This window comes from Sphingomicrobium sediminis (assembly GCF_023805295.1).
Taxonomy (GTDB): Bacteria; Pseudomonadota; Alphaproteobacteria; order Sphingomonadales; family Sphingomonadaceae; genus Sphingomicrobium; species Sphingomicrobium sediminis.
Map to the genome: position 1 here is coordinate 221056 of NZ_JAMSHT010000001.1, position 12703 is coordinate 233758.

Annotated in this window: 14 protein-coding genes and 1 tRNA gene; 6 read left to right on the forward strand and 9 right to left on the reverse strand. The window is 62.9% G+C overall.

The features are described 5' to 3' along the window. Positions 1 to 3 precede the first annotated feature (3 nt). Positions 4 to 1404 carry a DEAD/DEAH box helicase gene (locus NDO55_RS01045; protein WP_252111575.1) on the reverse strand — a complete coding sequence of 467 codons (1401 nt, stop codon included), beginning with the start codon at positions 1402 to 1404 and terminating at the stop codon, positions 4 to 6. A gap of 93 nt (positions 1405 to 1497) precedes the next feature. Beyond that, positions 1498 to 1953 carry a hypothetical protein gene (locus NDO55_RS01050; protein WP_252111577.1) on the reverse strand — a complete coding sequence of 152 codons (456 nt, stop codon included), beginning with the start codon at positions 1951 to 1953 and terminating at the stop codon, positions 1498 to 1500. 191 nt (positions 1954 to 2144) lie between these two features. On the opposite strand from NDO55_RS01050, the gene NDO55_RS01055 reads away from it, so the two are divergent. Then, positions 2145 to 2978 carry a SapC family protein gene (locus NDO55_RS01055; RefSeq protein WP_252111579.1) on the forward strand — a complete coding sequence of 278 codons (834 nt, stop codon included), beginning with the start codon at positions 2145 to 2147 and terminating at the stop codon, positions 2976 to 2978. Positions 2979 to 3038: 60 nt separating this feature from the next. Here the strand turns inward: NDO55_RS01055 and NDO55_RS01060 are convergent, their stop codons facing one another. Next, on the reverse strand, positions 3039 to 3887 hold the full coding sequence (locus tag NDO55_RS01060) for an N-formylglutamate amidohydrolase (protein WP_252111581.1): 849 nt from the start codon (positions 3885 to 3887) through the stop codon (positions 3039 to 3041). A gap of 88 nt (positions 3888 to 3975) precedes the next feature. Between NDO55_RS01060 and cpdR the strand changes: the two genes are divergently transcribed. The 5 genes from cpdR to NDO55_RS01085 all read left to right on the forward strand — a co-directional run bounded on the left by cpdR (position 3976) and on the right by NDO55_RS01085 (position 6452). Continuing rightward, the gene (gene cpdR, locus NDO55_RS01065; RefSeq protein WP_252111584.1) at positions 3976 to 4353 is read left to right on the forward strand and encodes a cell cycle two-component system response regulator CpdR; all 378 of its coding nucleotides are present in this window, start codon (positions 3976 to 3978) and stop codon (positions 4351 to 4353) included. A 67-nt stretch (positions 4354 to 4420) separates the two neighbouring features. Beyond that, positions 4421 to 4495 (forward strand) — tRNA-Val (locus tag NDO55_RS01070). Positions 4496 to 4654: 159 nt separating this feature from the next. Continuing rightward, positions 4655 to 5581: an MBL fold metallo-hydrolase gene (locus tag NDO55_RS01075; RefSeq protein WP_252111586.1), complete on the forward strand. Its 927-nt coding sequence runs from the start codon at positions 4655 to 4657 to the stop codon at positions 5579 to 5581. An 8-nt stretch (positions 5582 to 5589) separates the two neighbouring features. Beyond that, the gene (locus NDO55_RS01080) at positions 5590 to 6039 is read left to right on the forward strand and encodes a YeeE/YedE family protein (protein ID WP_252111588.1); all 450 of its coding nucleotides are present in this window, start codon (positions 5590 to 5592) and stop codon (positions 6037 to 6039) included. Then, positions 6036 to 6452: a DUF6691 family protein gene (locus NDO55_RS01085; RefSeq protein WP_252111590.1), complete on the forward strand. Its 417-nt coding sequence runs from the start codon at positions 6036 to 6038 to the stop codon at positions 6450 to 6452. The genes NDO55_RS01080 and NDO55_RS01085 overlap by 4 nt, the downstream gene beginning before the upstream one ends. On the opposite strand, the gene NDO55_RS01090 is transcribed toward NDO55_RS01085, so the two are convergent. The 6 genes from NDO55_RS01090 to NDO55_RS01115 all read right to left on the reverse strand — a co-directional run bounded on the left by NDO55_RS01090 (position 6449) and on the right by NDO55_RS01115 (position 12547). Then, a complete protein-coding gene (locus tag NDO55_RS01090; RefSeq protein WP_252111592.1) occupies positions 6449 to 6832 on the reverse strand; it encodes a response regulator in 384 nt (127 codons plus the stop codon). The two genes, NDO55_RS01085 and NDO55_RS01090, sit on opposite strands and share 4 nt — an antisense overlap. Positions 6833 to 6932: 100 nt before the next feature. Next, entirely contained in the window at positions 6933 to 7259 is a 327-nt protein-coding gene (locus tag NDO55_RS01095) for a TraR/DksA family transcriptional regulator (RefSeq protein WP_252111594.1), read from the reverse strand. 3 nt (positions 7260 to 7262) lie between these two features. Further along, on the reverse strand, positions 7263 to 9047 hold the full coding sequence (locus NDO55_RS01100) for an aldehyde dehydrogenase family protein (protein WP_252111596.1): 1785 nt from the start codon (positions 9045 to 9047) through the stop codon (positions 7263 to 7265). Next, on the reverse strand, positions 9044 to 10213 hold the full coding sequence (locus NDO55_RS01105; protein ID WP_252111598.1) for an isocitrate/isopropylmalate family dehydrogenase: 1170 nt from the start codon (positions 10211 to 10213) through the stop codon (positions 9044 to 9046). Before NDO55_RS01105 ends, NDO55_RS01100 begins: the two co-directional genes overlap by 4 nt. Positions 10214 to 10215: 2 nt before the next feature. Further along, positions 10216 to 11676 carry an AMP-binding protein gene (locus tag NDO55_RS01110; RefSeq protein ID WP_252111600.1) on the reverse strand — a complete coding sequence of 487 codons (1461 nt, stop codon included), beginning with the start codon at positions 11674 to 11676 and terminating at the stop codon, positions 10216 to 10218. 52 nt (positions 11677 to 11728) lie between these two features. Next, positions 11729 to 12547, reverse strand: a complete 819-nt coding sequence (locus NDO55_RS01115) for a class I SAM-dependent methyltransferase (RefSeq protein ID WP_252111602.1) — start codon at positions 12545 to 12547, stop codon at positions 11729 to 11731. Between the last annotated feature and the right edge of the window lie 156 nt (positions 12548 to 12703).

A 12703-nucleotide genomic window follows, 5' to 3' on the forward strand; every position in this document is an offset into this window, starting at 1 on the left:
GCCTTAATTAACGCCGTGATGGAGGAAGTCGGGCATCGGCCCGTTCCAGTCATCATCGTAGGTCGGCACCACGCTCGGCGTCGGCGGCGTGTCATTCTCGACTTCCGCTTCGGCGTCCACCTTCTTGGTCTTGCGCTTGGCCGGCGCCTTCTTGGGCTTCGCCTTTTCGGGCTTGGGCTGCTCGTCCTTGGCCGGTGAAGCTTTGGGCTTCTCGGCCTTTTTCGGGGCCTTCTTGGCGGCCGGCTTGTCCTCGTCCTTGTTGGCGGGCGCCTCCTTCTTGGAAGGCGTATCCTTTTCGCCGATGCGACGGATCTTGTTCTTGGTCAGCTTCTCAATGGAATCGATATGCTCTTCGTCGGCCTTGGTGACGAGGCTGTACGCCGTGCCGGTCGCGCCGGCGCGGCCAGTGCGGCCGATGCGGTGGACATAATCGTCGGGATGCCAGGGCACATCGTAATTGATGACGGTCGAGACGCCTTTGACATCGAGGCCACGCGCCGCGACATCGCTCGCCACGAGAATATTGATCTCGCCCGATTTGAAGCGATCGAGCTCGGCGATGCGGTTGGCCTGGTCCATATCGCCTTGGATCTGGCCGACCTTGAACCCTGCCTTACGCAGATCGGCTTCCAGATCGCGCACGGTCGTCTTGCGATTGCAGAAGATTATCGCGGTTTCGACGGCATCCTTGCGCAGGATATCCTTCAATTTGCCCTTCTTCGCTCGCGGCGAAACGGGGACGATCAGCTGCTCGATATTCTTGTTGGTGGTGGCGGCGCGCGCCACTTCGATCATCTTGGGATCGGTCAGGAACTGGTCGGCCAGCTTCTTGATCGGCGGCGGCATGGTCGCCGAGAAGAGCAGGGTCTGCCGGTTCTTCGGCAGCTTCTGGCAGATGCTCTCAATGTCGGGGATGAACCCCATGTCGAGCATGCGGTCGGCCTCGTCGATGACCAGCAGGTCGCAGCCGGTCAGCAGGATCTTGCCGCGCTCGAACAGGTCGAGGAGGCGGCCGGGGGTCGCAATCAGCACGTCGACGCCGCCGTCTAGCGCCTTGATCTGGTCGCCCATCTGCACGCCGCCGATTAGCAGGACCATCGAGAGGTTGTGATATTTCCCGTATTTCTCAAAATTTTCGGAGACTTGCTGCGCCAGTTCGCGGGTCGGCGCGAGGATGAGGCTGCGCGGCATGCGCGCGCGGCTGCGGCCTTGACTGAGCACGTCGATCATGGGGAGCACGAAGCTCGCCGTCTTGCCGGTGCCCGTCTGGGCAATGCCGATCAAATCCTTGCCCATGAGGACGGGCGAGATGGTGCCCTTCTGGATCGGAGTCGGCTCGGTATAGCCGGCATCTTCGATGGCACGGAGCAATTCGTCTGACAGGCCGAGTTCGGCAAAACCCATGAAAATATCCGGAAAATTGTGCAAATGCAGCGGGCTACCCCACCGGCTGCGGGGCTTGCCTGCAAAACATGACGAGGTCAAGAAGAGAGGGGCTTACGATCCTGGCGCGGGGGCGGGACGCAGGAGCTTGAAGCTCTCGATGCGACAGGCTCCGCCCATGCGCGTTCGAATGACATCGCGGCGCGCACAGAGGCGATCGTCATTGGGCTGAACGTAAAAGCCGCCGTAGAAATCGAGCGTCGGACAGCTGCGATCCATCTCGACCCGCATCTGGGTGTTATTCTCGAGCAGGAAGTCGATCGAACGCTGGCCCGCAAGCCGCGCGCCGACGATGCGCCGCGAAGAGAAACAGCGCGGCCCGTCCTGGATCGTATAGGCAATCGGTTCGCTGCGCTTGGGCGCGACGGGGACGCGGATGATCAACTGGTCGCGAATGACCACGCGCCGCACCGTCGGCACGGCAGGCTCGCCGGCCGGCTGCGAGACGCTGAAGCCCATTGCCTGGGCAATCGCCATCAGTGGAAGCAGGCTGACGCCTGTCGAAATCATCGCGTTCTACCTCTTTTTCTGTTGCGCTATTGGCACAGGTGCCTTGAACCGTAAATGAATTTCGGCGGGCCGAGGTCCATGCGCCTTGCGGTTAGTCGCCTGCTTCATTAGATGCGTCACACCAGTTCATAGGAGCGGCTGGGGCAACCGTCCGCTACCGCCAAACCATAGATTTCTCAGGAGTATTCACGATGGCGAGCAATCCGCCGAAAGCCACCCTGCCGATCCTTTATTCGGATCTCGAGCCGATCACCAAGGAAAAGCACGGCAATCTGAAGATCAAGCCGCTCGACAAAATGCCTGCGGCTGCCAACGTCCACGCCGTGCCCGTCACGGTCGAGGAAATCCCGCTGTTGCAGCGTCACTATCCGGTGGTCTTCTCGGCCGGCGACAACATGGTGCCGATCGTGCTCATGGGCCTTAACGAAGGCGCCAACGCCTTCCTCGACAAGGACGGCAAGCCGATCGACGAGAGCATCTACCTGCCGGGTTACCTGCGTCGCTATCCCTTCATGCTGGCCCGCATGCGCCAGGACCAGGAAGACCTCACGCTGTGCGTCGATCCGACTGCCGGCATCATCGGCGACTTCAAGGACGGTGAGCCGCTGTTCGACGGCGACCAGCCTTCGGAAGCCATCCAGCGCGTTCTCAAGTTCTGCGAAGGTTTCGAAACGGGCGCCCAGCGCACCGCCGCCTTCGTCAAGGAACTGAAGGATATGGACATCCTCATGGACGGCGAAGTTGCGATCCAGCCCGCCGGCATGGAGAAGCCCTACGTCTATCGCGGCTTCAAGATGATCAACGAAGAGAAGTTCCGCGATCTGTCGGGCGACAAGCTGCGCAAGATGAACCAGAACGGCATGCTTGCCATCGTCATGGCGCATCTCTTCTCGCTGGGTCAGATCCGCGAAGTCTTCACCCGCCAGGTTCGGGCCGGCAAGGGTCCGGTTTCGGTCGAGGAACTGGAAGGCGCGGGCGCCGAAAAGCCTGCCGCAAAGAAGAAGGCGCCGGCCAAGAAGAAGTAAGCTTCTTCAACCAAGCCAATGAAAAAGGGGCTCGCTGCCAGGCCGCAGCGGGCCCTTTTTTCATTCCGCCGCCAGTCGCCCGGCCTCGCCCTGCGCGGCTTTTTCGAGGTCGGCCGCGATGACAGAAAACAGTTTCTGGATGCGCCCCAATCCGGGGCCCGGGCGACGCAGCTGACGGTCGAGATAGAGGCTGCGGTCGATTTCGATCTGTAGAACATGCACATCGTCCTTGGGGCGCCCGTGTGCACGCGCGATCTCGCCGCCGGCATAGGGGCGGTTATGCCCGACATCGAAACCCAGCGACATGGCCGCACCGGCCGCGATCGAGGCCACCCACGGCGCCGCGCTGCGTCCATGACGGTCGCCTAGCACGACGGGCGGCAAGCCCCGCCGCCGTGGCGGCATCGAATGGCAATCGAGCAGCACGGCGATGCCGGCGCGTATCCGTGCTCGTTCGATCAGTTGCGCCAGTGACGAATGATAAGGCTGCCAGGCGCTGTCGATCCGCTGCGCCAGCGCCAATTCCTCGACCGGCTCGCGCCATAGTTTCCGGCCGCCGGCGCCCCGCGCGATGACGAGGCCCAATCCTTGGTCCGCCTTGCTGCCGGGCGGCGGTGGCGGCGCGCCGGGATGCACATCTGGGTCGAGCGCATCGAGCGGGCGATTGACGTCGATGGCGCCGCGCGGCGTCTCGGCGATCACTGCGCCCATGCCGGATTCGATCAGCGGCGCGACGACGTCATCCATATATGGGTCCGAGAGCCGTTCCAGCGCCCGCGCTCCGCCTTCCACGCGGCTGGCCAGCCATGCCGGGCAATCACGCCCCGAATGCGGCACCGACAGCACAACCGCACCGCCGAAACCGGCAGGCAGGAAGCGCGGGGCGGGAAGGGGCGGTTCTCTCAGCAATACCGGTCCGTCTCGTTTTGCAACACTCTGCCCCGAAACGGGGTTTCGCTACTGGTAATATCTGACGGTTGGTTCCATAAGGAAAGCCATGTCGAGGATCTTGCTAGCCGAAGACGATACGTCGATGCGCGAATATCTGGCGCGGGCGCTGGAACGCGTCGGTTACGAGGTCGCGTCCGTGGCCTGCGGCACCGAAGCGCTGCCGCTCCTCGAAAAGGAAAAATTCGACCTTCTCCTCACCGACATCGTGATGCCCGAAATGGACGGGATCGAATTGGCGCAGAAGGCTGGCGCGATCGATCCGAACATTCGCGTCATGTTCATCACCGGATTTGCCGCCGTCGCGTTGCAGGCCGGCAAGACCGCGCCCGAGGCGAAATTGCTCTCCAAGCCTTTCCACCTGAAGGACCTGGTCAGCGAGGTCGACCGCATGTTCCAGACTGAAGACCAGCACGGGCGTCTTTAAGAGTCGATTTTTCCGATTTTGGGGGTTGGCAAGCTTGGCCTAGCGCCTTAAACGGCGCCTCCAGCATGGGCGTGTAGCTCAGTGGTAGAGCACTATGTTGACATCGTAGGGGTCGCAAGTTCAATCCTTGCCACGCCCACCATGCTCCCCCCGATGTCCCCGAAAAATCAATCACTTCCCTAGTGGGCGGCACTTTGTGGCCGGCTCGATCATTGTGATGAAAAATCCCGCAAGGCCAGACACTTGACCGGCCTTTCGATGTGATTATGTCACATGCATGGAGAGAGGGAAGGATTTCATCATGAGCGATCAAGCGCTCGATACGGCCAGCGCGATCATCGACGCGGCCCGCGCCAATCCGGAGAAGCGACCGACCATTGCCGGCTTCTTCGACGAAGGCACCAACACGATCAGCTATGTCGTCCATGACGCGGCTACCAAGAAGGCTGCGATCATCGACAGCGTTCTCGATTATGACGCCGCCTCGGGCCGCACCGCGACCCGCTCGGCCGGGCTCATCAAGGATTATGTCGAGGAAAACGGCCTCGAGGTGCAATGGGTGATGGAAACCCATGCCCATGCCGACCATATCTCGGCCGCGCCGTTGCTCCAGCAGCAGCTGGGCGGGAAGCTCGCGATCGGCAAGGACATCATCCGCGTCCAGGACGTGTTCGGGAAGATTTTCAACGCCGGCACCGACTTCGAACGCGACGGCTCGCAGTTCGACCATCTGTTCAAAGAGGGCGAGCGTTTTAGCATCGGCAATCTCGAAGCCATCGCGCTCCATGTGCCCGGCCATACGCCTGCCGACATGGCCTACGTCATCGGCGATACCGTCTTCGTCGGGGACACGATGTTCATGCCTGACTTCGGCACCGCACGGACCGATTTTCCGGGCGGCGATGCGCGCGACCTCTATCGCTCGATCCGCCGCCTGCTCGAGCTGCCGCGTGAAACGCGCATTTTCCTGTGCCACGACTACAAGGCGCCGGGACGCGACGATTATGCCTGGGAGACCACGGTAGGCCAGCAGCGTGACGAGAATGTCCATGTGAAGGACGGCGTGAGCGAAGACGAATTTGTCGAGATGCGCACAACGCGTGACAAGACGCTGGCCATGCCGGAGCTCATCATGCCGTCGGTCCAGGTCAATATTCGCGGCGGGCGCCTGCCCGAGCCCGAGGATAATGGCGTGTCTTACATTAAGATCCCGATCAACACGCTTTAGGGGCGCATATGACCATCCCAGGATTTCCTGACGCCATGCCCGTCGAGGGCTTTATCGGCGGCCTGCTCATCGGGCTTGCCGCCGCGATCATGCTGCTCGGCATCGGCCGTATCGCGGGCGTGAGCGGCATTGCTGCGCGCGCGACCGGTCTTAGCGAAGGCGGCCCCCCGCGCGGTCTCGCCATCATCTTCCTCATCGGGCTGATGATCGGCCCATTCATCGCGGCCGCGATCAACGGCCCCATCGAAGCGACCTTCCCGCCGCAGGCTTGGGCCATGGTCGCAGGCGGCCTTCTGGTTGGCTTTGGCACACGGCTCGGATCGGGCTGTACGTCGGGGCATGGCGTGTGCGGCATGAGCCGCCTGTCGCGCCGCTCGATCAGCGCGACGCTAACCTTCATCGGCAGCGGGGTCGTGACCGTCGCCATCGTCAACGCGCTGGGGGGAGGCTGGTCATGAAGCAGCAAGTCCTGACCCTCGTCGCCGGCAGCCTCTTCGGCGCTGGTCTCGCCATTTCGGGCATGATGGACCCGCTCCGCGTGCGCGGCTTCCTCGACCTGTTCGGCAATTGGGACCCGACGCTGGCCTTCGTGATGGGCGGTGCGCTGCTTGTCATGGCCGTGGCTTGGCTGATCCAGCGTCGCCTCGAAAAGCCTTATGCCGATGACAGCTTCCATTTGCCCGGTACGCAGCAACTCGATCGCAAGCTGCTTGGTGGTGCGGCGCTATTCGGGATCGGCTGGGGTCTATCGGGCCTCTGCCCGGGGCCTGCGGTAGCCTCGATTGGCGTGAACTTCGCGCAGGTTGCGCTGTTCATCGGCGCCTTGTTCGCCGGCATGTTGCTGCACCGGCTGTTGCCAGAGAAAGGCTAGCTAGTCGCTTTCTCGGTCAGGAGCCGTTCGAGACCCGCGAGCAATTGCTGGTCGTTGAACGGTTTTTGCAGGCGCGGGCGCGTCTGCCATTCGTCGGGCATCGACCAGTTGGCGTAGCCCGACGTGATGATGAAGGGGATGTCGCGTTCTTTCAGGATGGAAAGCACCGAAAACGCCTTCTCGCCGCGAATATTGAGATCGACGATCGCGGCATCGACCTGTTCGCGGGTGGCAAGGTCGGTGGCAGCGGCCATGTCATAGGCTGGCCCAACGACGAAATAGCCCTCGTCGCGCAGCAAATCTTCCGTATGCAGCGACACGACCGGGCTATCCTCGATCACGAGGATGCGCGCATCCTTCTCGCCCCTGTTTTCCGACATTCAATACTCCCCACGTAACCGAGCCCGCGCCTACGTCGCGCCGACATTTGAGCATCAATGATGCAGGGCACCATAACGTTCCCGATATGATGCCGGTTTTTTAGCGTGCGCAGCCGATGCAATGGGTGACGCTGGGGTCGTGGGCGAGGCGCTTTTCGGCGATTTCCTCGCCGCACTCGGCGCAATAGCCCCATTCGCCCTCGTCGATCCGCTTGAGCGCGGCATCGATACGGGCGCGTTCGGCGGCGCGGCGCTGTTCGAGTGCCTTGGCCATGGCCTGCACCTGCATCGCGTCCATGCGCGACAGGCGTCCGACGCTTTCCTGGTCAAGCGTGACGGGTTTGCGCCCGTCTTCGTCGAGGCGGTCTTCCTCGATCAAGGCGGCGCGGCGTTCGAGCAGCGCCTTGCGGGCCTCTTCTTTCGTCATCGCCTAGCTGTAGCGCGCCTGGACGCGAGCGTAAAAATCGCGGTTCCAGCGGCCATGTTCGGGCGGGCCATAGCCACTCGCTTTCCACCCCGAGAATGGGCCGTTCGCTGAGAAAGGCGGCCGCGCGGCATCGTGGCTCACCATGCCATAATGCAGCGCATCGGCGAGCTCGTCTTGCGTCGCCAAGTCGAAACCGAACGTCGCGGCGAGCAAGCCGTAGGGCGTCGCGTTGGCTCGCTCGATCGCTTTGTCCAAATCGCTGTAGGCATCGATCATCGCCACGGGCCCGAACGCTTCGACCTGTTTCAGGTCGGAGGTATCGGGGACATTGGTCAGCAGCGTCGGTGCCATCCAGTTCTCGCCCGCCGGCAGGTCGCGATCGTTCGACACCAGTGTCGCTCCCTCAGCGAGCGCCGAGGCGATCCGTTCGCTTAGCGCCTGGCGCGCGGCGGCGTCGAGCATCGGCCCCATTTCGGTCTTCGCATCCGCTGGGTCGCCGATCACCAGCTGATCGGTCGCGGTAACGAGCGCCTCACGGAAATCATCTTCGATTGCCTTGTCGACGAGGATCCGCCGAAGGGCAGTGCAGCGCTGGCCGGCAAAGCTGAATATGGCTCTGGCAAGGTCGGCGGCGACATCCTCGATCTTGGCGTCAGCACCGACGATCGCGACATTGCTGCCGCCGAGTTCAGCTTGCACCGGAATCGCAGCCTGTGCCGCAGAGGCGATAATTCCATATCCATTAGGTACCGATCCGGTAAACGATATCGCATCTACCTCGGCGCTCGTGATGCGCCGCCCGACATCCGCACCGCCTTCGACGAGTGCCACGAGCGGGGTCAAGTCGCCTAATGTCTCATGCAGCTTTCGCGATAGGCGCGCGGCCTGCGGTGCCGGCTTCCACAGCACTGCATTGCCGAACGCTAGGGCGGGGGCGATCTTGCCGATCGCCAGTGCCAGCGGGTTATTCCACGGCGTGATCGCTGCGATGATGCCGCGCGGTGCGTGGAAGAGTTGCGGCTTGCCGGGTTCGAACGCGGTCAGCGCCTGCTGCGCTGCGGCCTCGAGCAGCGCCATCGCATATCGAAGTTCACCCTCGGCGTCGCGGACCGGCTTGTGCAGCTCTTCGACCATCGAGGCGATGAGTTCTTCGCCAGAGTCCTCTATGCGCTCTTGCCAATTGCTCAGCGTCTGCGATCGCTGGCGTTCGCTGAGGTCCGCGCGCTCGCGCTGAGCGTCGCGCAACTCCTCAAGGGGCAATGGCGGGAGCGTTTCACCGGGCGTTATTGCTTCGTGCCCGACCTGGGCCATGCCGCGGGCATCGAGCCATGCCAGCGCCGCCTTGCCATGCTCAGCCGCGTCGCTGGCAATAGCGCTCTCAAGCAATTCGACCTTGAAACCACGCGCATAGGCCTGCGTCGCCGTTTCGCGAATGCAGGCATGGGCATGGAGACCCGCGAGCACCAGCTCTCTGATGCCCTCGGCCCGAAGATGGCGTTCGAGGCCCGGCGCGTCGAAGCCGCCGAAAGCGTCCTTCCAGAAGACAGGCTCGCCATCCCGGCTTTCGAGCTTTTCGGGGACGTTTTGCCCCGCCTCGACATTCGAGAGACCCGCACGATGCGGCATCTTACCGAGGCGCGTCCGCACATGGACCACCGGAAGACCGACGGCCCGGGCCTTGGTCAATGTATCGCCAAGCGCCGCTTCGAATGTAACACGCGTCGGTTCCAGCCCCTCGCGGGACAGGAATTCTTCCTGCACGTCGATCAGCAGTAAGGCGCGGCTCACCGGGCCTCGAGCAGCATGTCCAGGCGGCGGCGCACTTCCTCGCCAAATGCCTGCGTGCCGACCGCGACCTGTCCGTCGCTGGCGACGTCCGCCGTCGCAATGCCATCGGCATAGGTGCGGCGCAGCGCCGAGCGGAGCAGCGCATCGGCCTCGGCCCAGCCGAAGCTTTCGCGCAGCATCATGCCGAGCGACAGGATTTGCGCTGCCGGATTGGCGATGCCCTTGCCGGCAATGTCGCGCGCGGCACCATGCCCGGTCTGGTAGACCGCGCCATGATCGTCGTTGAAATTGCCCGAATAGCTGAGCCCGCGCGAGCCCAGCAGCAGCGAGCCGCAATCGGCGAGCACGTCGCCGAACATGTTGGGCGAGACGAGCACGTCGAACTGGCCCGGATTGGCGATCAATTGGTAGACCGCATTGTCGATCTCGAATTCGGTCAACGAGACGCCCTCGCGCGCGCATGCCGCCTCGCAAATGTCCCTCCAGAGCGAGGAAATCGTCGGAATGCCGCCCGGCTTTGTGACGAGATGCACCTGTCCGCGCCGCGTCGCTGCGAGCCGCGCAGCAACACCTGCAATGCGCTTGACCTGCTGTTCGTCATAGCCAAAGCTGTGCGTGACCGTCCGGCCATTATCGCCCGGCCCGTCGGTCCAGTCGCCCTGGTAGATGCCACCCATATTCTCGCGCACCGCGATGATGTCGGTTGCGGCGAGCTGCTTGGCACGCACCGCACCGACGCCGACCAGTTCGGGCAACGGCTCGAGCGGGGTGAACTTGCAATAAAGATCGAATTCGCGGCGCAGCGCATAGACGAAGCGACCACCGCCCGGTCCGCAGAAGAGCGCGCCGCCCTTTGCCATCAACTGGCGCGAGAAGGCGATAACTTCGTCCGAGAGCGAATCCCCGTGCGCGGCCTTGGCCGGCAATCCGATGAGCCCGCCTTCGACGATCTCCACCTTGCGGCCGAACGCCTTGCCGAGCGGTTCGAGCATCGACATCGCCACCGGCACCACTTCGGGCCCGACGCCTTCGCCAAGGAACATGCCGATACGCACGTCCTTGGGCGCGTCGGCACGGTGGAGCGGATTGCACAGCGTATCGGTAAGACGCGGGCGAACGGTTTCGCTGTTCGCACGAAGCGTCGAGGTGGCACTAAGTTGATCCATATTCATCCCTGTTTACGCTGCTCCCGTTGCGCCTTGATGACCTTTTCGATCTCCGACGCGACTCCCGGTCGGGACACTTTCCCCGCTTCATTATGGGGAACATGCGCGAAGCGCACGACATGACGCAAGACATTGTCTGGTGCTAATTTCTTGATGAAGGCCGCAATCTGCCTGCCGCCGCCATTCTCTCCGGCCCATGCGAGCCCCAGGCGATCTTCTCCATCGACGGTGATGATGCAGCTGCAGGCCTGCTCGACGCCCGGCAGTCGTTCCAGCTGATCGTCGAGGGCTCGGCCATTGGTTTTCCAGCCCCCAACATTGAGAATATCGGTGACCCGCGCCTCGATCGCGAGGTTGCCGTCCTTGTCGATCCGCGCGAGGTCGCCGGGATAGAACCAGCCATCCTTGAAGGCCTTCGCCGTCGCTGCTCGCGCGACTTTCCCGGTGTCGACATAGCCAGACGTCATGACCGGGGACTTGATCCGCACGACCCCGACGTCGCCCGGAGCGCAGGCTCTGCCTTCGGTATCGACGATCTGCAGCTCGACATCCGGGCGCACCTTGCCGACCGCGCCCTCCATCCGATCGACGAGCGATGCATCGCCGGCGGCGATCGTGCCGGTTTCGGTCGAGCCGTAATGGATGGTGATCGCGCGGGCGAGATTGCCGATCACGCGCTCCCGAAGCTTGGGCGAGACGCGACCGCCAAACACCTTGATCTCGCGCTCCTCGGCATTGCGCATCTGCGGTGCCTTGCGCGCCGCAGTGGCAAGCTGGTTGGGCGCGAACAGGATGAGGTTGGATGGCGAGATATCGATCGATGCCGTCTCGCCCGCGCTGTCGCGTCCGGACAGGAAGACCGATCCGCCCTGCAGCCAGGTCGCGATCGGATAGCGAAAGCCCGCGGTCACCCGCGCCTGCAAGCCGGGGTAGAGGATGGTGTCGGCGCTGACATTCTCTTCGACCTGCGCGATGCGTCCACGCAGGATATCGCCGGTCCAGGCCGCGAACTTGGGTAAGCCGGTCGTGCCCGACGTATTAAGGTAGCGCGTGCCAGGTTTTCTAGGCGCAAGTTCGCCCTCAACATCCTCATTCAAGACACCCCGCGCGATCGGCAATCGCAACAGCGGTTCGGCGACTTTCGAGATGGCCTCGGGCACGACCAGATGGGTGAGGACGCCCTGTTTGACGCCCGCATGCAGCGCGGCCTTGTCCGACACCAGCATATGATCGAGGCCGCGAGAAATCGCCGCAAGCTGGACGAGCCAGTCGAAATAGAAATCGTCGCTATGGCGACCAAGCCGTGTACCGATGCCGATCACGGCATTTTTGGGAAGATCGAGTTGCTCGAACCAATGCTCGACCGCGCGCACATGGCGACGGAAACGGCCATAATCGACCGTTTCCGTGCCAAGTCTCACGGCGATGCGCGCGGCATCATGCCCGGCCAATGCCTCGAGCATCGACGTTCTTCCCCCTCAACTACGCTCCGGCCGCACGCGACCTGAAGGGTCGTCAGGCGGGCTTGCGGAACTTCAACGTCATACGGTCGCTCTCGCCGATGGCAAGGTAGCGATCGCGATCTTCATCGCCCAGGCGCAGCGTCGGGGGGAGGGTCCAGACGCCATTGGGATAATCCGCCGTATCGTTGGGATTGGCGTTGATCTCGCTCGATCCGACAAACTCGAAGCCCGCGGCCTCGGCCAGCGCGCGCACGGTCGAGGTCTTCATGTAACCCGACGTTTCCTCAAGCGCGCTGTCCGCGCTTTCGGGCAGGCGGTGCTCGACGACGCCCAACGTGCCGCCGGGCTTCAGCATGGCGTACATTTGCGAGAAGGCGAGCGCGCCATTGTCGGCATCGCCCATCTCCCAGTTATGGACGTTGCGGAAGGTCAGGACCACGTCGGCGCTGCCATTGGGCACCATCGTGTCGCCGGCCGATGCCGGGAAAGCGGCATAGTTGATGTTGGAATATAGCGCGGCATTTTCTTCCTGGAGCGCCCGGACGCGACCGAGGCCACGATCGGAAGCGACTGCATAATAGGTGCCGCCCGTCGACAGATAGGGCGAGAGGATTTGCGTGTAATAGCCACCGCCCGGCCAGATCTCGACCACGGTGTCGGTGGGCTGGACACCGAAATAGGTCAGCGTTTCGACCGGGTTGCGATATTCGTCGCGCTCGACGAAGGCAGCGCTACGAGTGACCGAGCCGACCGCATCGGCGATCAGGTCTTCGAGGACTGCAGCGCCGGCGGCGCGCGCAAGGTCTTCGGTTCCATAATTGCTGCACGAGGCGAGGCCGAGCGCCGTTGCGGCGAGAAGTACATTACGCATTCGTTTTTCCCCTGTTGTGGGACCGAAATGGTCCCGGATCCGTCCCGACGCCTAGGCGACGAGTGTCGCATTATTGTTACGTTGCCGACATCCAACGCCAATCAAGGCGACAAGGTTTCGTCTCTTGCCCCCGCTATGTGCTGGTCGAAAGGGCAA

Coding starts and splice junctions, on each gene's coding strand:
- NDO55_RS01075 (WP_252111586.1), top strand. CDS start 4,655: ATGAGCGATCAAGCGCTCGATACGGCCAGCGCGATCATCGACGCGGCC.
- NDO55_RS01090 (WP_252111592.1), bottom strand. CDS start 6,832: ATGTCGGAAAACAGGGGCGAGAAGGATGCGCGCATCCTCGTGATCGAG.
- NDO55_RS01085 (WP_252111590.1), top strand. CDS start 6,036: ATGAAGCAGCAAGTCCTGACCCTCGTCGCCGGCAGCCTCTTCGGCGCT.
- NDO55_RS01045 (WP_252111575.1), bottom strand. CDS start 1,404: ATGGGTTTTGCCGAACTCGGCCTGTCAGACGAATTGCTCCGTGCCATC.
- NDO55_RS01105 (WP_252111598.1), bottom strand. CDS start 10,213: ATGGATCAACTTAGTGCCACCTCGACGCTTCGTGCGAACAGCGAAACC.
- NDO55_RS01095 (WP_252111594.1), bottom strand. CDS start 7,259: ATGACGAAAGAAGAGGCCCGCAAGGCGCTGCTCGAACGCCGCGCCGCC.
- NDO55_RS01080 (WP_252111588.1), top strand. CDS start 5,590: ATGACCATCCCAGGATTTCCTGACGCCATGCCCGTCGAGGGCTTTATC.
- NDO55_RS01050 (WP_252111577.1), bottom strand. CDS start 1,953: ATGATTTCGACAGGCGTCAGCCTGCTTCCACTGATGGCGATTGCCCAG.
- NDO55_RS01110 (WP_252111600.1), bottom strand. CDS start 11,676: ATGCTCGAGGCATTGGCCGGGCATGATGCCGCGCGCATCGCCGTGAGA.
- cpdR (WP_252111584.1), top strand. CDS start 3,976: ATGTCGAGGATCTTGCTAGCCGAAGACGATACGTCGATGCGCGAATAT.
- NDO55_RS01115 (WP_252111602.1), bottom strand. CDS start 12,547: ATGCGTAATGTACTTCTCGCCGCAACGGCGCTCGGCCTCGCCTCGTGC.
- NDO55_RS01055 (WP_252111579.1), top strand. CDS start 2,145: ATGGCGAGCAATCCGCCGAAAGCCACCCTGCCGATCCTTTATTCGGAT.